Source organism: Mesomycoplasma ovipneumoniae (assembly GCF_035918255.1).
Taxonomy (GTDB): domain Bacteria; phylum Bacillota_I; class Bacilli_A; order Mycoplasmatales; family Metamycoplasmataceae; genus Mesomycoplasma; species Mesomycoplasma ovipneumoniae_A.
Window position 1 is genome coordinate 58,774 of sequence record NZ_CP142136.1, and the last position, 25,009, is coordinate 83,782.

Sequence of the window (25,009 nt, forward strand, 5' to 3'; positions counted from 1 at the left end):
ACTTAAAAAATAACACTATTATTTTGGCTAATTTATGTTATAATTTTTACTTATATCATGAAAAAAATTGTTATCGGGAATTGAAAAATGAATCAAATCAGAAAGGAATTTTATGATTTCCTTTTTGAATTTGACACGCTTTTTAACAAAAATCCAGAAAAAGTCGCTAAAACAATGGAGTTTGCGATTGCCCCACCTTTTACTTTATTAAGTGAAATTTCTAAATCTCAGGTTAAAACATTAAAAATAGCCGCTCAAAACGTTAGCCAGTTTGAATCTGGAGCTTACACAGGCGAAATTAGCGCTAAAATGTTAAAAGATTTAGGCGTTAGTCACATAATAATTGGTCATTCTGAGCGAAGAATGTTTTTTAATGAAACTGATGAAGTTTTAGCTCAAAAAATTTGACAAGCACAAAAATACAGCATAACTCCCGTATTTTGTGTCGGGGAAACATTAGAACAATATGAAAATAAATTAACTAAAAAAGTTATAATTTCACAAATAAATGTCGTAAAACACGTGCTAAATTTCGAAAAAGCGATAATAGCTTATGAACCAATTTGAGCAATTGGAACCGGCAAAACAGCATCTGCTACAATCGCCAATGAAATTTCATCCTTAATTAAAGAAGAATTTGGCAAAAATGTTAGAGTTATTTACGGAGGTTCTGTTAACTCACAAAATTATGCAGATTTTTTAAATTCAAAACTTATTGATGGTATACTTGTTGGTGGCGCATCATTAGATCCTAAACAATTTTATAAAATGGTAAAATTTTCTGATGCATGCGCAACAGATCCACTAAATTCTGGCATATTAGAGGACGACAATCATTGTGGATGCGGTGATATCGATCTAGATGAATAATTTGCCTGATTTATTAGTTAAATTTATGCTTGGTTTTAATAGTTTCGCGAATTATTGCTAGGTTTAAATTGTATTTATTTATTTTTTTAAAGGAATTAAAATGATTTCAAAAGCGAAAAAACAAGAATTAATTTTAAAATTTGGAAAAAACGCCAAAAACACTGGTGATACAGCCGTTCAAATTGCAATATTAACTGAGGATATTGAAAAATTAAAAGTTCATTTTGAAAAAAATAAGAAGGACAAACACTCAATGCGAGGTTTTATTGCAAAGGTTAATAAACGTAAAAAATTACTTTCTTATTTAAAACAAAAAAGTTTTGAAACTTACAAAGAGACAATCGAAGCTTTAAATATACGTAAATAATTTTAAATTTTTATACCAAGTATTTTTAAAGTATGGTATAATTTAATTTTGCACAAGTCAACCGCTGGTATTTTTAAATTTTTAATTTAAAAAAACTTGAGGAAAGTCCGCGCTAGCACTACCTGTGATGGTAGTAGTGTTCATGTTGGATCTAAAAAATCCAAGCCTAGACGACAAGTGCCACAGAGACGAGTTTATTTGTTACTCTAAATTTTTCATAATCATTGTTCACTCCTAATAATAAAAAATCCTAACAAATAAAGTGAAACGCGGTAAACTCCATGAGCTAGAAACCTAAATTTTGGTAGGGGAATCCAATTTGGGAAACGAACTTAAATTGGAAGGTTTTAATAAAACCTAGATAAATGGTTGACTGATACAGAACGCGGCTTATTAGTGCAAAAAACAGCGAAAAATCGCTGTTTTTTTATTTAAATGCACACTTTTTTTAATTTTTTGGTCATTATTGTTTAGACTTCTAAAATCTTATTTATCATAAAATAAATCTGCAAATCAGCCAAAATCATGATTTTAAAAATATATAAATCTTACTGATTTTTGGGTTTTTAATGATTTTATGGTAAAATTAAATGGTAAAAATTTATGGAGGTTAAAAACAATGAGATCGAGGAACATCTTAAATAGATCGAGGAACATCTTAAATTGAGTTAAAATTAAACTTTTAAATTGATGGTCTTCAGTGGTCAAAGTTGACGAAGTTGTTGTTTTATTTATAAAAATTTTACATCTTGTCGTAGTTGATCACTAATTTAGAGAAAAAAGCCACATGTTGTGGTTTTTTAGTCCAAAAAAGTTTTTTAATAAATAATTTTGTGGTATAATTTTAAATAAATTTTGTGGAAGGTTTAAAACCGTTAACCACTAAGAGAACTAAAAAAATAAAAGGATGCTCGAAATGGTAAAAAAAAATGTAGTTAGAGTTGCAAAATTGCAATTCAATGCCGGTCAAGCAAAACCTGGACCAGCTCTTGCAGGTCTTGGTATTGTAATGCCTGAGTTTACAAGAAAATTTAACGATGAAACAAAAAATCGTGGAAGCGAACCAGTTCCTGTAAAAATTACTGTTTTTAAAGATAAAAGTTTTGAATTTCAGTTATTTACAAGCCCAACTTCTTATAAAATTAAACAAGCTGCAAAAATCGAATCTGGATCTAAAAAATCTAAAGCTGAAAAAGTAGCTAAAATTACTCTTGAGCAACTTAAAGAAATTGCAGAATATAAATTACCAGATTTAAATACTGATAATATCGAAAAAGCAATTCTTACAGTTTATGGAACCGCCAAACAAATGGGCGTTGAAGTTGAAGGTATCGAAGAATTTCTACAAGGAGTTAAATAATGAAAAAAATTTCACGTAAATTAGCTCAGTCTCGTGAATTAGTTGATAAAAATCATTATTATTCACTTGAAGAAGCAATGGAATTGGTTAAAAAAACATCTTATACTAAATTTTCTGGCTCTGTTGATTTAGCTATTCGACTTAATTTGGATACTCGAAAAGCTGACCAACAATTAAGAGGTTCTGTTGTTTTACCTTATGGAACCGGAAAATCTGTGCGTGTGCTTGTTGCAACTGATTCTTCAGAGGTAGCAACTAAAGCCAAAGAAGCAGGCGCTGATTTAATTTATTCAACAGCTGAACTTGAACAAAATTTAAAAATTGATAATTTTGATTTTGATGTTATTGTTGTTGAACCTAAATTAATGCCAGTTTTAGGTAGATACGGGAAAAAATTAGGTCCAAAAGGGCTTATGCCTAACCCAAAAACAGGTACAGTTACTCCAACACCGGAAAAAGCTGTTGCTGAAATTAAAAAAGGTAAAGCAAATTATCGCGCTGATAAATACGGAATTATTCACTCATTAATTGGAAAAACCAACATGGAAGCCGATCATTTAGTCCAAAATGCTAAAACCCTTTTACAATTAATTCGTAAATTGAAACCAAATTCAGTTAAAGGAAACTATTTTAAAAATTTAACAGTTTCTGCTTCTATGGGTCCTTCTATTAAAATTCGCTTCGACAATTTATAATAAAAAATAACCTGTAAAATAAAAAAACCCTTTAAATTTAAGGGTTTTTTTATTTTTAACTTCGAAAAAATTTCAAAATTTATTATTAAAATAAGAAAGAGATTAAACTGTTGTTTTTTGATGTTTATTAACAAACAAATGAAGTCTAGAAATTTTTCGTGATGCTTTTCCTTTGTGAAAAACACCTTTTGATTTTGCTTTTGCAATTTCTTTGTGAGCTTTTGCAACTAATTCATTTTGATTTTCTGCGTGACTTGTAACAGCTATTTTAGCTTTTTTGATTGCTGTTTTTACACGAGATTTAATTGCATTATTTCTTGCTCTTGCTTTTTGCATTTTGGTGATTGATTTAATTTTGGATTTTATATTTGCCATTTTTTTCCTATATTTATATATAATAGTTTATTTCAGACCTTTAAAAAACGGTACTAAAAATTATACCATAAAAATATGTTATTTATATCTAAAAAATGAATTTTTAATCTCTAGACTTAATAAAAAAATTTAAAATCAATAACACTAATATTCAACTTTAAAAATTAATTTTCTAACTACACCAATTTGTCCAGTATATTTTGGCAAATGAGCATCGCCAGGTAGAAAAATTAAAAATTCCCCTTTTAACGGTCTAATTAAATTTCGGGTCGAATCTTTTTTATAAAGAGCTACATCATTTTCTTCAGAATAATCTGTTACTTTATTGACTAATTTCTCTGAAAAATCAAAGAAATATTGTTCTTTTTCGTCAATTACTATATGAACATCTGCGTATCGTTTGTGATATTCATATAGAGCGTTTGTATCGTCGAAACTTTCAACATCAACATGTAATACAAAAATTCTGTCTCCATCAATTAGAGTTTTGCCTAGTGGCAATTTTTCTAGGTCATTTTCTTTTAGAAAAATTGCTAATTTTGCAAAATTTTCATTTAAACAACTATATTTGCTAAAATTTTCTAATTTGTCATAAATCATTTTCCACCCCTCTTTTATTTATATTTTTCTTAAATTATAGCAAAAAAATTGATCTAAAAAAGAATAAATTTCAAATTAAACGTTTTAAGTTAAAAAATTACCCTATTAAAATATCTTCGGTTATGTAAGTTTTATTCTGTTTGCCGATATTATCGCCTTGTCAAACGTAAATAAAAGAGGTAATTCCAAGCTGACCAATTAGCATAATAATCATAAATCCGATTTGTGAAATAACAGATAAATTTCGAATCAAACCTGTCGAGAGGCCCGAGGTTCCAAAAGCCGACATGACCTCAAAAACTAAATGGTAAATTTTATAATCACTAGTTTTTTGCTGGCTCGATAAATCGTCTAATGAAAAACTTGAGAGAAAAACTATCGCTACTACTAAAATAAAAGATATAAAAAACACAGTCGCAGCTGAAACAATTTTATCAGTTGTGATTTTTCTCTTAAATATATTAACATCACTAGTTCCCCTAATTTTAGACAAAACCACAGCTATAAAAATTCAAAAAGTTGTAACGCGAATTCCACCACCTGTAGAAGACGGCGCAGAGCCAATAAACATCAATAAACTTGTTAAAAATGTGCTTGGTTGAGTTAGCTGTTTTAAGTCAAATGTAAAAAAACCGGTTGAGCGAGTCATAAAATTATGAAATAATAATGCAAATGTTTTATCAAATCAGTTGCCATTTTGCTCTTGGTTTCAAAAAGTAAAAGGAGAATTTGAACTAGCTTCGAAAGTAATTAGAAGAATAAAACCAATTAGTGCAATAACAAAATAGCTCAAAATTGAAACTTTTGTAAACAAAGAAAATCTAAATCTTTTTATTTTCTGTTTAGAAAGTTTAAGTTTAAAAAAGCTAAAAAAATCATAAATTACCGGGTAGCCAATTCCACCTATTATTGTCAGAATTATTATCATAATTTGCAAAAAATAAGAGTGATAATAAGGTTCAAAACTATTTGGTCCGATTATATCAAAACCAGCATTATTAATTGCAGAAATGCTATGAAAAACAGCAAATCTTAGCGATAAAGATATATTTTTATAGGGTGATTTTTGAAATGAAAATTTTTGTGGTTCAGCATCATAAAAATAAAAATAAAGACTCAGAGCAAGACTACTAATTAAAACAAGAATCAAAAAAAAATTAATAGAAACCTTGATTACGCCTTTTAGTTCGCTTAGTTTACTTGAACCTCTTTCGATTTTTAAAATTTCACGCGACAAAATACTTAGTTTTTTTCCAAATAAATGGTTAAAAATGTAAAACTTTATTGCAAAAATTCCAATTCCACCCAGAGAAATTAAAATGGCAATAACAGCCTGTCCAAAAATATTAAAACTTGTACCAGTATCAACTAAACTAAGACCTGTATCACTAAAGGCAGAAACTGAAGTAAAAAGAGCCGAAAAAAAATTAATTTTTTCTGAATTATTAGTGTGTGAAAACGAACCTGTTAGAATTCCTGCCCCAAGAAGAATAACTAACGTGTAAAAAGTGAAAATAATATGTATTTTTTTAAGAGAAAAAATGGACCGCAGAAAATTTTTGATATTAATTTTCAAGTTCATTATTCCTCGTTTTAATGTTTGACTAAATTAAAAAAATAGTCCTTATTTATTTATATAAAACATACAAAAAAAGCTAATTATTAAATTATACAATTTTTTTTAAAAAAACAAAGTCAAAACAAAAAAATTTAAAAATGGACAAAAAACTATCGTATAAAACATTTGCATTTGTGCACTTTCAAAAATTTTCTGATTTTTGAATTAATTTATTGTTTTTTAGATAAAATTTAAGTAAATGAAACGAGCAAATATTTGTATAATTGGCGCTGGACGACTAGGTAGAGCAGCAATAACCCAACTAGCAGAATCAGGTCACAATATTATTGTTATTGACAAAAGAGCTGAAAATTTAAAATTTATTCGTGAATTTGCGACTGTAGAACCAATTATAATGGACGCTAGCGACATAAATGCAATTCGTAATGAAGTTGGACTTGAAGATATAGACACAATAATTGTTGCTACTTCAGACAATATCGAAATTATTGCAACTTTATTAGAATTACAAACAGAAATTAATTTTTTTAACAACTTAAAAATAGCTGCGCGTGCTGTTAATAAAAGACATGCTCGTGTTTTAAAACAAATCGGTGTTGACTGAATTATTAGTCCTGAAGAAGAAGCTGGAATTAAAATGGCGCTTTTGAGTGTTGATAAAAATTTCCTGAATTATGCAGATAATCTTAAAGAAATAGCAAATGGAATATTTGCTGGAAGCGTTAATGTTAAATCGCCAAAATACATTAACAAAAGTATAAAAAACGCTAATTTACGTCAGTATAACGTTAATGTTGTTTTAATTAAAAGAAATAAGGAAACAATTTTGCCGGCTGCTGAAACAATAATTCATCAAAATGATGAAATAACAATAATCGGAAAAATTGGTGATGTTACAACAGTTTTGCAAAAAATGGAGTCTATAAAGAGCTAAAATTGGAAAATTTTAGGAAAAAGTGCTTTAAAAGTTCTTGGAGTAACAGCATAAAATTTTATTTTTGCTAAATTCAGAAAAATTGGTGATGTTACAACAGTTTTGCAAAAAATGGAGTCAATAAAAAGCCAAAATTGGAAAATTTTAGGGGAAAGCTCTTTAAAAGTTCTTGAAATAACAGCATAAAATTTTATTTTGCTAAATTCTTTTGGAAAATTAAAAATATAGTATAATTTTCCAATAATCATGGATTTTGGAAAATACTATTTATATTTATTAAAATATTATATGTTTGCGGCATCACTCTTTGATGATGCTGCTTTTTTCCATGAATCTGCATCAGAAGATATTTTCGATAAATTCCCCACCACTCTTCATTAGAGAAGAGTTTTTTTCTTCAAAGATGAAGTTTTCATATTTTTTTTAGAATAAAATTACATTTTTTTATTTAAATTAGATATTGTTTTTAATTTTATCTACTCAAGAGGGAATTATAAAATGCAAAAAATTCACAAAAGTGAAACAATAATCTCGCTTGTTGATGTTGATAAAGAATTTGGTGAGAAGAAAGTTTTAAATCAAATAAATTTGGACATCAAAAAAGGTGATTTTGTCACTCTTTTAGGTCCATCTGGATCTGGAAAAACTACGATTTTACGCCTAATTGGTGGTTTTGAATGAACAACCCGTGGCGAAATTAAATTTAATGGGGTTGATATTAAAGATGTTCCAGCCCATAAACGAGATACAGCGACTATTTTTCAAGATTATGCACTTTTTCCACATTTGTCAGTTAGAGGAAATATTGAATTTGGCCTAAAATTAAAAAGAATTAAGAAAAGTGATTCTGAAATTCCACAATCAACTTGGAAAAAGTTCGAAGAATTAAAGCAAAAATGGCAAGCAAAGCAAGACCAAAAAATTGCAGAACTTAATAATTTGCAAGCAAACCTAGAAAAACAACTTGAAAATCCCAATTTAGACAATAAAACCCGTAAAAAATTACAGGATAAACTTGATGATTCAGATTTTAAATATTCTAATTGGGAAAATTATGTTTTTTATAAATCTGTAACTTTTGAAAAAAAATACCTTACTCGAAAAATAACAAAAACTGAAATTGATAACGAAATTAAGGATATTATCGAACTTGTTGGTCTAAGCGGAAACGAAGACCGCGCAATTTCAGAGTTATCTGGTGGAATGAAACAGCGAGTTGCACTAGCTAGATCGCTCGTTATTGAGCCTGAAATAGTTTTATTGGATGAGCCATTATCAGCTTTAGATGCAAAAATTAGACAAAAAATGCAAGTTTTTCTCAAAAGAATTCAGCAAAAATTAGGTCTAACTTTCATTTTTGTAACTCATGATCAAGACGAAGCCCTTCAATTATCAGATAAAATCGCCGTAATTCGTAACGGAAAAATTGCTCAATATGATGAGCCAACCAAAATTTATGACTATCCTGTTAATAAATGAGTTGCTAATTTCATCGGTGATTCAAATTTTTTTGAAGCAAAATTTATTGAAAAAAATAAGGTTGAAATTCTTGGCATTGAGCTCTATACAATTCACACAGAATTTAGTTATGGACAAAAACTGGATGCACTTATTCGTCCTGAAGACATCGATATTGACTTAAATTCTGGATATTTTAAAGGTAAAGTTGTTCAAAATATTTACAAAGGTTCATATTACTGACTAGATATTCAAGTTGGTTCTAAAGTCATTTACGTTGAAACTAATGATTTTTACGATCTTAATACCGAAGTTTATTTAAAGTGAGACGATGATGCGATTCATTTAATGGAGATGGAAAGTGGAAACTCTTAGCTTTTTTGATAAATTTTGACAAAATTTCAAAAAAAGTTTAAACCCACGCATCAGTCTTGTTCTCCCTTATTTTGTATTTGCTCTAATTTTAATAGTTATTCCACTTATTTTACTTTTTGTTAAATCTGTAAGTCCACTTTCGACAAACGGTGAGCCATTTGACAACCATCTTTTAGTAAAAGAGCAAACAACTTGGCAAATTATTGCCCGTTCAATTTTTGTTGGTTTAGTTAGCGCCTTTATTTGCTTAATTTTAGCTTTTCCATATGCTTTTATTGTCGCAAATTCAAAATCACGTATTTTTAAAATTTATTCTTTATCATTAATAATTACCCCTTTAATTATTTTTACAATCGCAAAAGTTTTCTCATTACGAGCTTTATTTTTGTCAATGTTTGACGAAGGATCGCTAAATAATAACTCTTTTATGATTCTTGGTCTAATTTTTCTGAATTTTCCTTTTATGGTAATTCCACTTTATACAATTTTTAGAGATATGCCTAAAAATTTAATTGAAGCTGGTACAGATTTAGGATACTCAAAATTTCGAGTTTTGATTAAAGTGGTTGTTCCTTATAGTTTTCGTGCAATTAGCTCTGGATTTGCGATTGTTTTTTTAATGGCGGCAACATCTATAGTTGTCTCAGATAAATTGCTACCAAATGGATCACAAAATCAACTAATTGGAAATTTAATTAATAATTCTGCAAACACAACAAACCCTTTTGATTTAGCTAGAGTTTCATCACTTGTTTTAGTCACACTTTTAGTTTTTATTGGGATTTATACACTAATTCATTTTACACCTATTGTTATCATGAAAATTAAAGGATTTAAATATGACTAAAATTATTGATTTTTTTCAAAAACACGAGATTTTGAAAAAAACTTACGTTTGATTTTTGATAATAATTTTTTATATTCCAATAATTTTTGGCTCTATTTTTTCATTTAACAGTCCTTCAAAAAAAGGTTTTGTCTCTTCAACATGAAACAAATTTAGTTTGCAAGCATTTGACGAATTTGCAAAAGACACTTTTGCATCAGCGCTAATTAACTCATTAATTATTGCAATTTTTGCTGCAATAACCGTTGTTTTCCTTTCACTTTTAACAGTTTTTGCTCTCTGAAGACAAAAAAATAAATCCGTAAAAATTTATGTAAATGCCACCTCAAATATTCCTTTAATTAATCCTGATGTGATTACCGCAGTTTCACTTGCAATTATTTTAGGGTTCATATTTGGTTCACTTTCAGCGGCTCATGAAGGTTTGTATCGAGCAATTATTTCCCATATTGTCATGACTTTACCTTACGGAATTTTGATAATGTATCCAAGAAGTGAAAAATTTTCGCTAAGTTTATATGAAGCAGCCCAAGATTTAGGCTATTCAAAAATGAAGGCATGATTTTTGATTTATTTAAAACACATGTCGCCAGCGATAATTTCGGTTTTTCCGGTTGTTGCTTTTCTTTCATTTGACGATTTTATAATCACAAAAATTACATCAAACACCCAAACAGTTGGAACGCTTTTGTATCAAGGAACTTTTAAGACTTGAGCGCTAATGTTGGGAACAATTATGCTTTTCATTTCCGTGATTTCTAATTTAATTTGACTTTATTATAAAAATAAAAAGGAAAAAACATGAAAAAGAATTTAGTTAATTTTTTTGCCAAAATAACACTCGCCCTTTCGGTAATTAGTGTTGTTTTTATTGCATCTTTTTCAAAATCAAGCTTCCCTTTCAAACCAGTTGTCTATAATTATGAAGCTTACATTTCCGATTTTGGTCGCGATGTAATTAACAAAGATTTTAATTATCGCGAGTTTGGTGATGTTAGCGAATTTACAAGAGCAATCGAAGACAATCGTACAATTGCTGGTGTAGGTTCAGATTTTCAAATTGCACGTTTGGCGCAAAAAGGTCTTTTGCAAAAAATAGACTATTCAAAACTTTTTCCAAATTGACAACTAACTAAGGTTTTTCAAAAACCAGAAAATTATGAGAGTTTTTCTTTGGCCCAAAAGCAAGAATTTATCAATAAAAAAAGGGCCGCTTTTGAAGAAATTTTTCGTCCTGAAATTGTTGAGCATATTGATAAATATGATCAATTTATGAAAGATGCCTATGATCCGCAAAAAAATCTTGACATTGATAATGACGGAATTCAGGACCGTTTTTGGGAGTTTTTCATCCCTTATTATACCCAAGACAAGGTAATTGCCTACACAATTGGCGATTATGATGTTGATGGTAAAAGAAAAAATCTCCGTAAATTTCAGAATAATTGAACCGCTGAGCAAAAAGAAGAAATTCAAGAAAAAGGTCTTAAATTTGAAGATCAAAGTCTCGCCGGAATTGGCAAAACTTTGAGACAAAATGGCTATAGTTTTTTTGAATGAACAGAAGCTATGAGGGATAATTTGTTAATTGGGGCTGAAAAAACTAATCAATACGGTGAAATTATAACTGAAAATAACTATAAATCATTTGTTGATGGTTTTATTGACTATATTGGTGAAATTTCTGGTTTTGACTATTTTAATTTGCGACATAATGTTTTTAAAACATCAGGTCTTGACTTAGCCAATTCAGTAATTGATCCTTCTTTGAATCAAGATGTTGGTTTTTTATATAATGGCGATTCGCTTGATGCTCATTATTCTAAAGATAATTATGAAGAACTCGAAGAAGAAAATACAATTGCAATTATCCGTCCAAAAAATAATTTAACTTTACTTGATGGCTGAATTATTTTAAAAGACACCTCGCCTGAGTTGACCGATAAGGTTTATAACTCACTTTATGAAGGAATTTTTAAAGGCGAAGATTTTGACTTAGAAGAAATTGTCCAAACAGCAAAAATTGAGGTTGATTTTGCTTTTGTCCAAAATAGTGAAACCGAAAAATTTGAACCTAAAAATGGAAAAGGTTTCTATTTTGACTATGAATCCTTACCTTTTTTAGCAAATTTTGATTTTATAAATTACACTCCAGCATTTAAAAAATCCTTTGAATTCTTTAAAAAATTCTACTTTAACGATGCAGTCGAAACTGTTCGCGAAACTCTAGAAGGTGAAGACCGTTCGGTTTTTATTGACCTTAATGATGAAATTATTGCTGATGAGAAAAATTTGAATTATGATAATATAAAATCCGAAACTTCATCAAATAGATCGCTTCGAGCTTTAAATATGTATCTTTCTCAACAACCTGAGCAAACTCTTTATGGAAATATGCCAACTGACACAAACACTGATGAGGGCAGATATCAACTAAATTATACTTTTTTAAAGCCTTTGGATGAAAGACTTGCTTCTCAAATTCGCACTTACTATAATTTAAAGACAAAAAATTAAGACTTTTATCAATAAAAGTTTCTAATTTAATATTTTTATTAATTATTATTGTAAAATTTATTTTATGTTCAAGTTTAAAAAAATATTAAAAACATTAGCGCTGTTATCACCAATAGTTGCACTTTCTGCATGCGGTCAAAATGTATCTCAAGCTGAACAACTTCTTGCTTCGATAGATAAAACTGATTCCAAATATGTAAAAATTGATGAGTCAACAAATTCTTTTGTGCTTGACCTAACAGATTCTAAACTAACAAAAATTGATAAATCTGCATTTTTTAGTCTAAAATCACGGATTTTTCAAAAAACCACTCTTCAAAATCAGAATCAAACTAATCAACCTGGTACCGAAAACACTCAAAAACCACAAGAAACTAAGGTAAATTTTTATTTTTTGTCAAAAATAATTTTCCCAGAAACACTAACTGAAATAGAAGATTATGCATTTTATGCAGATAGTGCAAATTTGACTGATCAAGAAAAAATTAAGGAACTTGACTTCTCAAAGGCGACAAATTTGAAGAAAATCGGTAATTTTGCCTTTCAAGGAAATAATATAACAAAACTAGTTTTACCTTCATCTTTAGTTTCAATAGGTAGGCAAGCTTTTGCTAAAAATAATTTAGAACAGGTCGATTTTTCAAACTCTAAGAATTTAGAGATTATTCAAACTGGTGCTTTTTTTGATAATAAAATTCAACATGTTGACCTTAGCCAAAATACTAAATTAATCGAGATTTTTACTAGCGCTTTTGAATCTAACAAAATTGAAACCGTAAAATTCAATAAAAGTGCAAAACCAGTTACAATTGGAACATCAGCTTTTAAAGATAACATTATAAAAACTAACGAAAATTTTGAGAACATTCCTGAATCAAGTTCTCTCAACTCACCATTTAATTAATTTTTTTAAACTAATTATTATATAAAGGGAAAACATTAACTATGTTTTCCTCTTTTTTAAATAATTTTTGGGCTTCAGAAAAATTATTAAAAATTAATTGGTAATCAACTTGATCATCTGGCCTATTTTTGGTCTTAATATCCGAAATTTCAGAGATTAATTGGCCGTCATGAGCGAAAGCGCTAAACTGTGAATTTTTACTATAACTAATAAAATATTGCATTTTTTCCTTTTTTTTAAAGGATAAAAGATTAAAAGTTGAGCAAGTTCAGAGGTTTATATTACCTAATTGTGCTAGAGTTCTGAAAAATGTCAGTCCAACTCTGCATCCTGTAAATGTGCCTGGACCTAAATTAATGTAAAAATCGCTAAAATCTGAAATTTTTAGATTATTTTTTGACAAAATATTACGAACTAATTCGGGAAGCAAATCAACTTTATTTTTAATTTCAAGTATATTAGAATCAACAAGGTCGAAATTTTTGCCAAAAATTGCTAAAACTAGATCTTGACTTACAGTATCAATAAAAAATTTCATAATTAAAAGTATATTTTAATACAAAATTTTGTTTTTAACTATAAACATTAGCACGAAATTCTGCAGGATACCTTCTTCATGCCAGAACGTATTTTTTTAGTTTATCAGGTTGAAAATTTACATTAGAAACTCTAATTCGGTATTGACCATCTTCAAAAGATTTAAAGCTAATTTTGTCAAACGGACTTATATCCGAGTTAGCCTCGATAATTTTTTGTCAACTTCCACGGTAAATTTCGATTGAAATATCAAAATCATTTGTTTTATAATTTGGTTGGCCATAAAGCAAATCACTCACTCCATCACGGATTGTTTTACCAAAATTATAAAAAAAACCTTTAAATCCCGATAAGTATTCTCCCACAACTTCTTTTTCAGAAAATTTATCATGAAAAACAACTGCTGAAAATTTTTGATTCTTTAAAAGTTCAAAAGGCGCACTTACATACTCATTTCCATCATAATTATTGTATAAATAATTACCTTGTTCCAGAGTAAAATAGGCATCTTTGTAATTTATAAATCCAAAACCTTCACTTGAATGAGCACCATTAAATCCTAAATTGCTATTTTCTGACGGTTGAGCTGTTAATGATAAAGCTGAAATTATTTTTAGATTCCTTTCTTTTAAACTTTCATAAGAGTCAAAACTTGATGAAAGCCCGCTAAAAATAGCGGCAAGTAGAAAAGCTGAGTAAAATTGTATGTTTGAATCACGAACATTTAACTGATAGCCGAATTTTAATTCTGGAAGTATAAAGTGGTTTGATTTTACTACTCCAGCGCTATTGCCAAAATTTTTTACATAATTAAAAAGCCGCGAATTTTTCTTAAATCTGTCGTCTTGTTTTGCAAAAAAGCTGAAATTACTATTAATTTCATCGCCTAGAGCTCTACTTCCGTCAAAAAAATTTATTATTCCAGTTTTACCGCTTCAAAAATCAAGAAAATCTCCTAATTTTATTAAGTCTCTCCCATTTGAAAAATAATCATTTAAAAAAGTCCTTTTTTCCTTATACAAGTGTAAAACCATCTCAACACCCACGGTTTCAAAGTGTGAAAGTCCTTTAGCTCATTGCTCCTTTGTTTTAAAACGGTAAATAATTAAATTTGAATTAGGGGCAAAAAACTGAAAAATTGCTTGCAGATTGTTAAAATCATTGTTATTTTCGTCTCCGTTTTCTTCAATAAAAACTCCAACTTTAACATTTCTATTTACTTTATTTAAATTTGCATCAAAATTTAAGTTTGAAGCAAGCTCTTTAAAATCAAAACTTGAGTTTTGATGCAGGTGAAAATCACCAGATTTTTGGCTAAAAAGTAAAAAAGGGCTTAATATTGTTAAACCTGGCAAAATAAGTCGCTTAAAAATTTTCTTAATTTTGATCATGATCACCTTCTTCTTTTTCTTCATACATAATTAAATAATCAGGCTACTTTTTGGTTAAAAAAAGTAAAATCGACACTTTTTTCCTAAATTTTTCCTTTTTTGTAAATATTCGATTAAAATAAAGTATAATTAAATAAAATTTTTTGAGATAACATGAAGTCAACTATTCTAATTAAACTTTCGGGTGAAAGTCTAGCTAACAAACAAAAATCACTCGCAATTGATTATGAACTTGTCGGTCGAATTGGCCATCAACTTAAAGAAATTCAAAAATTAGGTTATAAAATTTTAATTGTGATTGGCGGTGGAAATTTTTGGCGTGGAACTTCCGCTGCAAAAAACGGAATAAATCGAAATACTGCAGATTATATCGGCATGCTTGGGACGGTAATGAATGGACTGGCTCTTGATTCAGTTTTTCGCGATTTGAAAATTAAAACTCGCGTTTTGTCTTCAATGAGTTTGGATCCTCGAATTTGTGAGTATTTTGTTCGAGAAAAAGCTATTAAATATCTCTCAGATGGTCATGTTTTAATTCTTGTCGGTGGAACAGGTCGTCCATTTTTTACAACAGACAGCGCCGCTACCCTTTTTGCTTCTGAAATGGATGCAAATTTAATTCTAGTTGGTAAAAATAATGTAAACGGGGTTTTTGATTCTGATCCCAAAATTAATCCAAATGCAATAAGATATGATAAAATTACTTATGATCAAGTTATTGAAAAAAATCTGAAAGTAATGGATTCAACAGCCTTTTCGATGGCGCGCGATAACAAGATTAGATTATTAATTTTCGATATTAAAGAAGAAAACAGCATAGTTAAATTAATAAAAGGTCAAATCAAACATACGGAGGTTTATTAAAATGAAATCTGAAATTGAATTCAATTTTTATAAAGAAATTCTAGATCAAAAAGCGCAAGATGTTTATTCCTATTTGGAAAAAAGTTTCCAAAAAGTAAGTGTTGGCGCACCAAATCCCCAATTAATTTCCCATATTAAAGTTAGTTTTTACGGGACATTAACCCCAATTAATGAAATTGCATCAATTTCAACCCCTGTACCCTTACAACTTTTAGTAAGACCGTATGAAATGTCGCTTGTAAAGGAAATTGCAACCGCAATAGTTGCATCAAAAATTGATGCTCAAGTTCAAAAAGAAGCTAACCAAGTCCGTATAATTTTTCCTGAACCAACACAGCAAAAACGCCAGGAAAGCGTTCATTTATTAAAAAAAATTCACGAAGAAGCTAAAGTTAAAATACGCTTAATTCGCCAAGATGTTAATAAATTAATAAAAAAAGAGGAACTTTCCGAGGATCAAGAAAAAGATTATCTTAATCAGGTTCAAAAAACAATCAATTTACAAATGGAAAAAATTGATGAAATTTACGAAAAAAAAGTAAAAGAAATTCAAACTATTTAAAAAATGCGGGCATTTTTCCCAAATTTTACACCTAAAGAATTTTTATATCGCTTTTTATCCTCAGTTTTTATTGTTGCAATAATTGCTCCAGTTTTATTTGTAGGTTATTATTGACATTTTTGGGGACGAATAATTTCTTTTGGTGTTTTAGCGTTTATTCTATTTTATAGTTTGTACGAAATTTTTGTTCATTTTCAATCCAGAAAAATTTTTGCCGTAATATCTGCATTATTGGGTTTTTTGCTATTTTTATTACCTTCAAATTTTAATTTAAATGAGATCTATTTTTCTAAGGATGCCGAGTTTAGTTGAAGTTTAATAAAATTTTTGCTAAAAGAACAAGCTTCAGATTATCATATTTTTTTTACCTTACCTTTTTTAATAGTTATCAGATTTATGGATTCTAAACAAAAAACTAGATTTCATTTTTTTTCTGATATTTTACTTAAATTTATAATTATTTTTATAGTTACATTATTTTTCAAATTTTTATGAATATTAAACACATTTAATGTGTTTTTAGTTATTTCCTTGGGTTCAATCGCCGTAATTTCAGATATTTTTGGTTATATTTTTGGTTCAATTTTTGGAAGAAAAATATTTCCTTGAAAATTTGATTTTTCTCCCAAAAAATCAATGGAAGGTTTCATTTTTTCCTTCATTTTTTCCTTAATTTTTACTTTATTAATTTTTTTAAATCTAAATTTCGGAATTCAATTGAATAATTGACTATTATTTAAAATTTTGGCAGTAATTTTTCTGCCAATTGTAGCTATTTTTGGTGACATATTTTTTTCTGTGATAAAAAGATATTTGAATATAAAGGATTTTTCACAAATTATTAAGGGCCACGGCGGAATTTTTGACCGCTTTGATTCTATTAGTTTTGTTTTTTTATCTTTTTCAATAATTATTCTAACAATTTAATTTTTTCTTTTTTTAAAAAAAGAATGAGGGTGCTATGAATGTAAGATTCAAAAAATTTTGTGAGTGAGTTAATTGGCAAATACCGCCAGATTGAGATGATGTTCAAGTAATTCCAAACGAAAATTCAAATAAAAATCATGGCCAAAATGAATTTTCTGCAATATTAAAAAAAACTACCTTACCAAAATTTTTTGATTTATATTCATTTATTAAATTAATTGAGTCAATTAATAAAAAATCCTCAATTTTAAGCTGCAAAATTAATTTTAATTATGAAATTGAACAGAATTATTTTCATGATCATGAACTATTAGAATATCTAAACGGTTTAATGGAAATTATTTCAAAATCTAAGAATTTTTTTAAAGATAAAGAAATCGTAAGAGCTGGTCCTGCTAAATTTAAAATTTTTTTTTCAGACTCAGAAAGCCATGATTTTTTTAAAGAGTACGAAAATAAATTGTTGAAAATAATAAAAAAAATTGGCTTAATTCATTTAGATCTAGAATTTATACTTGAAGATAGGCAATTACCACCTCAAAAAGAATTAAATCTAGAAATAGAAGATGTTTTGGATCCTTCAATATCTCAAAGTTCTGTTAGCAAGAAAAAAACCTCGAAAAAATGCAGTAATTTTGAGCTTATTAATTTAAAATTTATTCGTTCACATAAAAATTCTAATGTCGAATTCCACGGCGAAATTTATAAAATTTCAACAATAAAGCCAAAAAAAGGAGCTCACATTTTAAAAATTTATGTAAATGACTATGAATACACAGAAGCAGTTGTTGTTGATAAATTTTTGCGAGCAAATCAAAATGTTGACTTAAAAGTTGGCGATTTAGTAAAAATTCGCGCTGAAATTAAAGACACAACCTCGCGATATAAGTCAAATATTGATCTAAATTTGTGTGATATTACTAAAATAGAAACATCTGACTTTTTTCCTGAGCAAAATATTGATAGAGCTAGTGAAAAAAGAGTTGAAATTGCTGCTAGAACTTGAAAATCAACTATGGACGGAATCTCAAGTGCAAGTGCATACGTTCGTCATGCATTAAAAAATGGATATTCGGCAATTGGAATAGCTGATTTAGATTCGGTCCAAGCTTTTCCTGAGTTTTATTCTGCTATTAAATCTACAAATATTAAGCCCATTTACGGCTCAACTTTTTCAACATATCCATCAAAAATTGAAAAAGTTTTAAATTTTAGCGGTAAAAATCAGCAACTAAATTCAGCAAGATTTGTCATTTTTGACTTAGAAACAACCGGGCTTTCATCATATTATAATGAAATTATTGAATTTGGTGCGCTTGTTTTTAAAGATGGAATTGAAATTGAAAAACATCAGTTTTTTATTAAACCATCACAAAAAATACCACATTTAATTACAAAAATTACTGGAATTACCCAGGAAATGATTGACGAATTTGCCATTTCGCCCGGTGATGCTGTTGAAAAAATAGATAAAATTATTCAAAATTCGGTTCTAGTGGCCCATAATGCAAATTTTGATTTTAATTTTTTAAATCAATTTTTTAAAAAACATGCCCAAAAATCAATAGAAACTCCTATTATTGATACGCTCGAAGTAAGTCGTTTTTTGAATCCTTCGGAAAAAAGTCATAGTCTTAAAAATGTTGCAAAAAGATTTGAAATTTATTATGATGATGAGGTAGCTCACCGGGCAGATTACGATGCGCAAATTTTATCCAATGTTTGGAGAAATTTTCTTAATTCATTACAAAACCAAAATATTCAGGATTTAGAGCAACTTTCATCAGTAAAAAACTCAATTTTTGATATTCGACCAGAAAAAGTTTTCCCAAAACAATTGACAATATTAGCCAAAAATCAAATCGGCCTAAAAAAACTTTATAAATTAGTATCGTTAGCAAACACAGAAAATTTAATTTCCCGTCCGCTAATTTTTTATGACAAAATGGAAAAAGATCCTGATTTATTGGTAGGTTCAGGAGGAATCGATTCGCTTTTGATTCAGAATTTACTTTATTTTGGACCCGACAATGTTGAAAAATTTGAAAAAATATTCGATTTTATTGAAGTTCCGCCTCCAACTGCGTTTGTTCATTTAGTAAAGCGAGAAATTTTTACACAAAATCAGATCGAAGATTTGATAAAAAACTTGTTGAGTTTGGCAAAAAAATTAAAAATTCCAGCTGTTGCAATTGGTGATGTTCGTTATTGCCAGTCTCGTGAAAAAATTTTTCATGAACTTTATATTTATGCAAAAGGTGTTGGCGGAGTCAATCATCATTTGTTCGATCATCAAGAAAAAGAACGAAAAGACCCTAAAAACAGTCATATTTTTCCTGATAAACATTTTTTTACAACTGATGAGTTAAAAAAACAGTTCGAATTTTTACAAAACCCTGAATTAGTCGATGAATTTGTGGTAAAAAATTCTAATTTAATTGCTAATTCAATTTCAGATAGTATTGAAATTATCAAACCCGGCCTTCACCCGCCAGAATTTGATAATTCTGAAACTAATTTAAAAGAAAATGTTTACAAAAATGCATATAAAAAATACGGAAATCCATTGCCAGAAATAATCAAAACCAGAATAGAAAAAGAACTTATTCCAATAATTCAGCATGGTTTTCACGTTGTTTATTGAATTTCAAAGCGAATAGTCGATGAAGCCAAATCTCAAGGTGCAATTGTCGATTCTCGTGGGTCGGTAGGCTCTTCTATTGTTGCATATTTGACCGGAATTACAGATGTAAACCCACTTTTACCACATTATTTGTGCCAAAAATGCTCTAAAGTGGAATTTTTTGACTCACAAGAATTTTTATCAGGATATGATTTGCCAGACAAAGAATGTCAAAATTGTGGTCAACTTATGGATAAAGATGGTCATAACATCCCTTTTGAGACTTTTTTAGGATTTAATGCCGAAAAAGTTCCTGATATTGATCTAAATTTTTCAGGTGAGACACAACTTAAAATGCACGATTTTGTTCGTGATCTTTTTGGAAAAGATAAAACATTTCGTGCTGGAACTATTTTGACAAATGCTGAAAAAACTGTTTTTGGTCTAGGAAGAAAACTTGGCGAATTTAGGGCAATGTATGATTCAAAATTTGATCTTAACCGTGAAGTTTCATATTTTACAAATACATTTCTCGATTTTTTGGCCACAAAAGCCCAAGGTGTAAAACGAACATCAGGAAAACACGCTGGTGGAATTATAGTTATCCCTCAAAACCGTGAAATAGAGGATTTTACTCCTATTAATTTTCCGGCAAATAATGAAAAATCTGACTGAAAAACAACGCATTTTGATTATAATGCGCTTCATGACAACCTTTTGAAACTAGATATTTTAGGCCATGATGATCCAACAATTTTGCTTCATTTAGAGGAAATTACTGGGGTAAAATCCGATCAAATTCCAAAAAGTGACGATAAAATCTTATCACTTTTTACCTCAGCAAAAGAATTAGGTATACAACCAGGTCAAATGCTTGGCGAACAGACAGGAACAATTGGAATTCCAGAATTTGGAACTCCTTTTGTTAGAAGAATGCTTCAAGTTGCACAAGTAAAATCTTTTGCTGATATTGTTGCAGTTTGTGGTCTAGCTCACGGAGGTGGAGTTTGGCAAAATAATGCTGAAGTGCTAATTTCCAAAAAAAACCACGCAATTAACGAGGTAATTTCGTGTCGTGATGATATTATGATTTATCTTTTAAGAATGAAACTAGATCATCTTGATGCTTTTAATATTATGGAAAAAGTTCGAAAAGGAAAAGGACTTACACAAAGCGAAATTGATATTTTAACCGAAAAAAAGGTGCCAACTTGGTATATTGACTCGCTGCAAAAAATTGGCTATATGTTTCCTAAAGCTCACGCGGTTGCCTATGCAATGAAAGCTTGAAAAATTGCATATTTTAAACTATATCACCCACTTGCATTTTATTCATCATATTTTTCAATCAGACCTGATGTTAAAGATATTGATACATTAATTCAACCGGCAGACAAAATTGAGGCTAAAATTCTGACACTGCAACAAAGGCAAGCAAATCAAAACGGATCAGGCCAAGGCTTGACCCCAAAAGAAAAGGATTTAATTCCCTTTTTAGAAATCAGTCTTGAACTAAAACTGCGAGGATTTGAAATTGAAAATGTTAACCTTTTAATGTCAGATGCACAAAATTGAATTGTTAATAAAGAAAATAATTCATTAATTCCACCATTTATTTCAGTTGATGGAATTGGTGATATTAACGCCCGAAAAATTATTCAAGCCCGTAATTTACGACCTTTTTCGTCAATTGAAGATTTTCAAACCAGAACAGATACAAATAATACAGCGCTAAAAAAATTAATACAACTGGGAGTTTTTGATAAAATTTCTAAGACAACACAAGTAAACTTATTTGACTAATCAAAAACAACAAAAAGTGAGTAAAATATGAATATCGGTGACAAAGTTTTATGCAAAGTCAAATCTTTACATAATCCCAAATTTTTATTAAAAAAAATTTCTAATATAAAATAAAAATTATGCTTTACAGGTCTGAGGAAAAAACAACTTTAATTAATAATTCAATACAAAAAATCAAAGTAGATGATGAAAAGTTTGCAAGTAACATCGAGTTGATCATGACTTTTTAATATAATATAGTATAATATAATTAGTTACATTTTATATCTAATGATAAATTTAAGGAGGTTTTAAATGCTTAAATTATCCAAATTTAAAATCATTTTTGGAATAACAACTTTTGCGACAGCTGTTACTTTACCTTTTTTAATATTAAGTATTAATGAAAAAACTGCTAAAAATCATAGAAATATATCTAAGACAACTTTCTCTAAAACATTAAAATCCGAATCTCTGGAAGTAATTTCAGCTTTAAAACAAAAAAATGCTGAGTCCTTTTCTTCTACTAACGAAAATACTAAAGAACAGATTAAGGATTTTTCAAAATTTGAAAAAGATTTTCAAGATTTTATCGATGAAGTTTCACAAAACCCGAACTTAAACTTTGAAAAAATTGCCAAAGAAAAATTACTAAAAAATGGTGTTACCACCGATAATATAGAAAAAATATTTGCTTCAAAAAATTTAAAAAATAACAAAATTCAAAATCAAGATTTACTTGTTAAGCCTCAATCCTTTTCTTCTAAGAGCGCTCCTAATTTAAAAATGAAAGAATTTGCAAATAAACTTTGGGATCAACACGTTTCCACTGCTGCATTTGCTGCTATAAATTACGCTCTTGCAGTGGCTTATGGAATAGCTTGAATGTGGACATCTGCAATAGTTAGCACTTTTGCAGGTGGGATCTTAACATGACTTTCAGTTGATTACAAAAACGCTTATAATTCTCTTGTGTATGACAAAAATTGAGATGCTATTAAAGAAACATGAACTCAATATATATTAAATCCTATTTCAAAAGGATCGTCTTATGTTGGTCTTGTATTATCGGCTAAAGAAATAGGGGAACAAATAGATAAACTAAGAAAAGCTCAAGTAGCAGCAACAGCTGCCCTAAAACCGACAAGATGGGTAAACCCCAAAATTGTAATTGTATTATCTGCAATAGATGTTCTTCAATCAGTTATTTCCTTACATAATTCATAAAATGAACTTTTGGTCAAGAGCTGAAAAATTTCTAAATCTTAAAATACCAAAAAAATTTTCAATAATTCCGTTTTTATCTAATCTTGTGTATTTTTGACTTTTTTATTATTTAGTTTTTCGGTTTAACCCCAACAAGCAAAAAAGGCATTATTTTTTTCTTGTTTTACTTTACTTAATAAGCTACCCGTTTCCTTTTTTTGTGCTTGTTTTAGCACTAAGTTTAACTGATAACGGTTATTTTTTAAGATCTTTTTATTTGAAAATTTTCAACAAGTATTTTTTAGCGCATTTGTTTGAAATAATTACTTACTTATTTTTTTATTTCCCATATTCGTATGTTTGTAGTTTTTTACAAAAAATATTCCGTTTTTATTTAACAAAAAAAGTGAAACAAAAATTAGGCCAACTAAATCCAGAAAATAAATTCGATTTTTTAACTAACTTTGATTATGATAAATTTTATAAATTTGCGTGTAAAAGAGAGCTTTATGATCGCTATTTTGAACAGCAAAATTGATATAAACCTGATCAAAATGTTGAAAATATTATTAAGTCAATAAAGAATCATAGCTGATGAAGCCAAGGCTATGTAGCTAGATATTATTGTCATATAATCTTGCAAATTTTTTTGTTTAATTCTGAAAATTCAGAATTAAAAATTAATCAAAAAAACTGAAAATATTTTTTAATAATCTATTTTATTTTTACAACACTACATTTCATATTTTCATGAGTCACTATATGAATGTTTTTTGGATATGCTCTTTGAAGCAAGTCAAATACTGAGGATCTTTATAAAGGACTTTTTGAAAGTGATGTTGTTTTTGTTATAGTATTAGCGTTTCCTGCGATAGGTTATAGTTTTATTCCTAGACTTTTTTATTATCCAAAGACGTGAGTAACATATTGACTATTTGAAAGTTAGAATTACTTGAATTGAATTTTAAGCGGTTTAAAAAAGGCAAATTATAAATAAATCAATATATTGTTTAGAATTTTTATATAAAATAACGGTACATTATTCAAGGAAATTTAAAATGAACTTTTGATCAAGAGTTGAAAAATTTCTAAACCTTAAAATACCAAAAAAATTTTCAATAATCCCGTTTTTGTCTAATGTTTTGTATTTTAGACTTTTTTTCTTTTTAGTTTTTCTGTTTAATCCTTATAAGCAAAAAAAGCACTATTTTTTGCTTATTTTGTTTTTTTTAATAAGCTATCCATTTCCTTATTTTGCAATTGTTTCAATGCTAAGTTTGAGTCATAATGGAGATTTTTTAAGACATTTTTATTCAAAAATTTTTAACAATTTTTTTATTTTGCATTTGTTTGAAATAATTACTTACTTAATTTTTTATTTCCCTTATTCATATGTTTGTAGTTTTTTACAAAAAATATTCCGTTTTTATTTAATAAAAAAAGTGAAACAAAAATTAGGTCGACTAAATCCAGAAAATAAATTCGGTTTTTTAACTAACTTTGATTATGATAGATATTATAAATTTGCGTGTCAAAGAAAACTTTATTCACGTTTTTTTGACATGAATGATTGACATAAATATGACCAAATTGTTGAAAATATTATTAAGTCAATAAATAATTCTGGATGATATACAGATACTTATCTACCAAGATATTATGCTCATATAATTTTGGAAGTGTTTTTATTTAATTCTGATAATTCTAATAATTCAGAATCAAAAATCAATCCAAAAAAATGAAAATATTTTTTAATATTTTATTTCATTTTTACAGCATTGCATTTTATATTTACATGATATCCACTTTGATTAGTTGCTGGATATCATTATTGAGACCAATTAAATGTGAATCTATATAAAGAACTTTTTCGAGAAGATGTTGTTGTTTGATTACTACCACTCTTATTTCTTTTTCTAGGTTATGTCATTATTCCTGTGGTTCTTTATTTCCCAAAAACATCGCTGACATTTTGACTTTTTGAAGGGTAAAAATTATTAAAATTAGCAGAAAAAATTCAGATAACTAGTTTTTATCTATGATTTTGATTGTGCCACTTTTGCTAATTTTTCTACTAATTTATTTTGTTTTGAGTCTTCCCGAGTTTACGAGTTTGATGAGATAATTTTAAAAAAGTATTGGCCTTTCCGTGCTTTTTTATTTTTTTTGTCAAAAGTTAATTACAAATTTTATTAGTGATTTATTAAGATATCAAAGTAGAAATCATGCCTATTTC

Annotated in this window: 21 protein-coding genes, 1 other RNA gene and 1 pseudogene; 18 read left to right on the forward strand and 5 right to left on the reverse strand. The window is 28.4% G+C overall.

Annotated elements, in window-relative coordinates; genetic code table 4:
* Window positions 1-57: 57 nt before the first annotated feature.
* The 5 genes and pseudogenes from tpiA to rplA all read left to right on the forward strand — a co-directional run.
* A pseudogene (gene tpiA / locus U3G01_RS00245) lies at window positions 58-774 on the forward strand (triose-phosphate isomerase); the annotation flags it as partial.
* 196 nt (window positions 775-970) lie between these two features.
* The gene (rpsO, locus tag U3G01_RS00250; protein WP_010321230.1) at window positions 971-1,237 is read left to right on the forward strand and encodes a 30S ribosomal protein S15; all 267 of its coding nucleotides are present in this window, start codon (window positions 971-973) and stop codon (window positions 1,235-1,237) included.
* Window positions 1,238-1,286: 49 nt separating this feature from the next.
* Window positions 1,287-1,635: RNase P RNA component class B (gene rnpB / locus U3G01_RS00255), an RNA gene on the forward strand.
* Window positions 1,636-2,153: 518 nt separating this feature from the next.
* Complete coding sequence (gene rplK, locus U3G01_RS00260) at window positions 2,154-2,597, forward strand: 50S ribosomal protein L11 (RefSeq protein WP_010321231.1); 444 nt, start codon at window positions 2,154-2,156, stop codon at window positions 2,595-2,597.
* The gene (rplA, locus tag U3G01_RS00265) at window positions 2,597-3,292 is read left to right on the forward strand and encodes a 50S ribosomal protein L1 (RefSeq protein WP_010321232.1); all 696 of its coding nucleotides are present in this window, start codon (window positions 2,597-2,599) and stop codon (window positions 3,290-3,292) included. The genes rplK and rplA overlap by 1 nt, the downstream gene beginning before the upstream one ends.
* A 102-nt stretch (window positions 3,293-3,394) precedes the next feature.
* Here the strand turns inward: rplA and rpsT are convergent, their stop codons facing one another.
* The 3 genes from rpsT to U3G01_RS00280 form a co-directional block, all read right to left on the reverse strand.
* Window positions 3,395-3,667: a 30S ribosomal protein S20 gene (gene rpsT / locus U3G01_RS00270; protein WP_010321233.1), complete on the reverse strand. Its 273-nt coding sequence runs from the start codon at window positions 3,665-3,667 to the stop codon at window positions 3,395-3,397.
* Window positions 3,668-3,811: 144 nt separating this feature from the next.
* Window positions 3,812-4,267 (reverse strand): YhcH/YjgK/YiaL family protein, encoded by a 456-nt coding sequence (locus U3G01_RS00275; RefSeq protein WP_255030841.1) that lies wholly within the window; start codon window positions 4,265-4,267, stop codon window positions 3,812-3,814.
* Window positions 4,268-4,364: 97 nt separating this feature from the next.
* Entirely contained in the window at window positions 4,365-5,849 is a 1,485-nt protein-coding gene (locus tag U3G01_RS00280; RefSeq protein ID WP_255030843.1) for a TrkH family potassium uptake protein, read from the reverse strand.
* Between the two features lie 235 nt (window positions 5,850-6,084).
* Between U3G01_RS00280 and U3G01_RS00285 the strand changes: the two genes are divergently transcribed.
* From U3G01_RS00285 to U3G01_RS00310, 6 genes are all read left to right on the forward strand, one after another.
* Window positions 6,085-6,780: a potassium channel family protein gene (locus tag U3G01_RS00285; RefSeq protein WP_010321236.1), complete on the forward strand. Its 696-nt coding sequence runs from the start codon at window positions 6,085-6,087 to the stop codon at window positions 6,778-6,780.
* A 498-nt stretch (window positions 6,781-7,278) separates the two neighbouring features.
* Window positions 7,279-8,613, forward strand: coding sequence for an ATP-binding cassette domain-containing protein (locus U3G01_RS00290; protein WP_255030845.1), 1,335 nt, complete (start codon window positions 7,279-7,281; stop codon window positions 8,611-8,613).
* Window positions 8,600-9,460, forward strand: a complete 861-nt coding sequence (locus U3G01_RS00295) for an ABC transporter permease (protein ID WP_143825138.1) — start codon at window positions 8,600-8,602, stop codon at window positions 9,458-9,460. The genes U3G01_RS00290 and U3G01_RS00295 overlap by 14 nt, the downstream gene beginning before the upstream one ends.
* Window positions 9,453-10,277: an ABC transporter permease gene (locus U3G01_RS00300; RefSeq protein WP_010321240.1), complete on the forward strand. Its 825-nt coding sequence runs from the start codon at window positions 9,453-9,455 to the stop codon at window positions 10,275-10,277. Before U3G01_RS00295 ends, U3G01_RS00300 begins: the two co-directional genes overlap by 8 nt.
* Entirely contained in the window at window positions 10,262-11,977 is a 1,716-nt protein-coding gene (locus tag U3G01_RS00305; RefSeq protein ID WP_255030846.1) for a hypothetical protein, read from the forward strand. The genes U3G01_RS00300 and U3G01_RS00305 overlap by 16 nt, the downstream gene beginning before the upstream one ends.
* Window positions 11,978-12,041: 64 nt before the next feature.
* Window positions 12,042-12,881 carry a leucine-rich repeat domain-containing protein gene (locus tag U3G01_RS00310; RefSeq protein WP_255030848.1) on the forward strand — a complete coding sequence of 280 codons (840 nt, stop codon included), beginning with the start codon at window positions 12,042-12,044 and terminating at the stop codon, window positions 12,879-12,881.
* Window positions 12,882-12,891: 10 nt separating this feature from the next.
* Here U3G01_RS00310 and U3G01_RS00315 read toward each other — a convergent pair whose 3' ends face one another.
* Window positions 12,892-13,419: a hypothetical protein gene (locus U3G01_RS00315; RefSeq protein ID WP_255030849.1), complete on the reverse strand. Its 528-nt coding sequence runs from the start codon at window positions 13,417-13,419 to the stop codon at window positions 12,892-12,894.
* Between the two features lie 34 nt (window positions 13,420-13,453).
* Window positions 13,454-14,809: a hypothetical protein gene (locus U3G01_RS00320; RefSeq protein ID WP_255030852.1), complete on the reverse strand. Its 1,356-nt coding sequence runs from the start codon at window positions 14,807-14,809 to the stop codon at window positions 13,454-13,456.
* A gap of 153 nt (window positions 14,810-14,962) precedes the next feature.
* Here U3G01_RS00320 and pyrH point away from each other — a divergent pair, with 153 nt between their 5' ends.
* The 7 genes from pyrH to U3G01_RS00355 all read left to right on the forward strand — a co-directional run bounded on the left by pyrH (window position 14,963) and on the right by U3G01_RS00355 (window position 24,764).
* Window positions 14,963-15,673: a UMP kinase gene (gene pyrH / locus U3G01_RS00325; protein WP_069099702.1), complete on the forward strand. Its 711-nt coding sequence runs from the start codon at window positions 14,963-14,965 to the stop codon at window positions 15,671-15,673.
* A 1-nt stretch (window position 15,674) separates the two neighbouring features.
* On the forward strand, window positions 15,675-16,235 hold the full coding sequence (locus tag U3G01_RS00330) for a ribosome-recycling factor (RefSeq protein ID WP_069097869.1): 561 nt from the start codon (window positions 15,675-15,677) through the stop codon (window positions 16,233-16,235).
* Window positions 16,236-16,238: 3 nt separating this feature from the next.
* Entirely contained in the window at window positions 16,239-17,162 is a 924-nt protein-coding gene (locus U3G01_RS00335; RefSeq protein WP_255030854.1) for a phosphatidate cytidylyltransferase, read from the forward strand.
* Window positions 17,163-17,196: 34 nt separating this feature from the next.
* Complete coding sequence (locus tag U3G01_RS00340) at window positions 17,197-21,588, forward strand: PolC-type DNA polymerase III (RefSeq protein ID WP_255030856.1); 4,392 nt, start codon at window positions 17,197-17,199, stop codon at window positions 21,586-21,588.
* Between the two features lie 294 nt (window positions 21,589-21,882).
* Complete coding sequence (locus U3G01_RS00345; RefSeq protein ID WP_255030857.1) at window positions 21,883-22,794, forward strand: hypothetical protein; 912 nt, start codon at window positions 21,883-21,885, stop codon at window positions 22,792-22,794.
* A gap of 385 nt (window positions 22,795-23,179) precedes the next feature.
* Window positions 23,180-23,719 (forward strand): hypothetical protein, encoded by a 540-nt coding sequence (locus tag U3G01_RS00350; RefSeq protein ID WP_255030858.1) that lies wholly within the window; start codon window positions 23,180-23,182, stop codon window positions 23,717-23,719.
* Between the two features lie 496 nt (window positions 23,720-24,215).
* On the forward strand, window positions 24,216-24,764 hold the full coding sequence (locus tag U3G01_RS00355; RefSeq protein ID WP_255030859.1) for a hypothetical protein: 549 nt from the start codon (window positions 24,216-24,218) through the stop codon (window positions 24,762-24,764).
* Window positions 24,765-25,009: the final 245 nt, after the last annotated feature.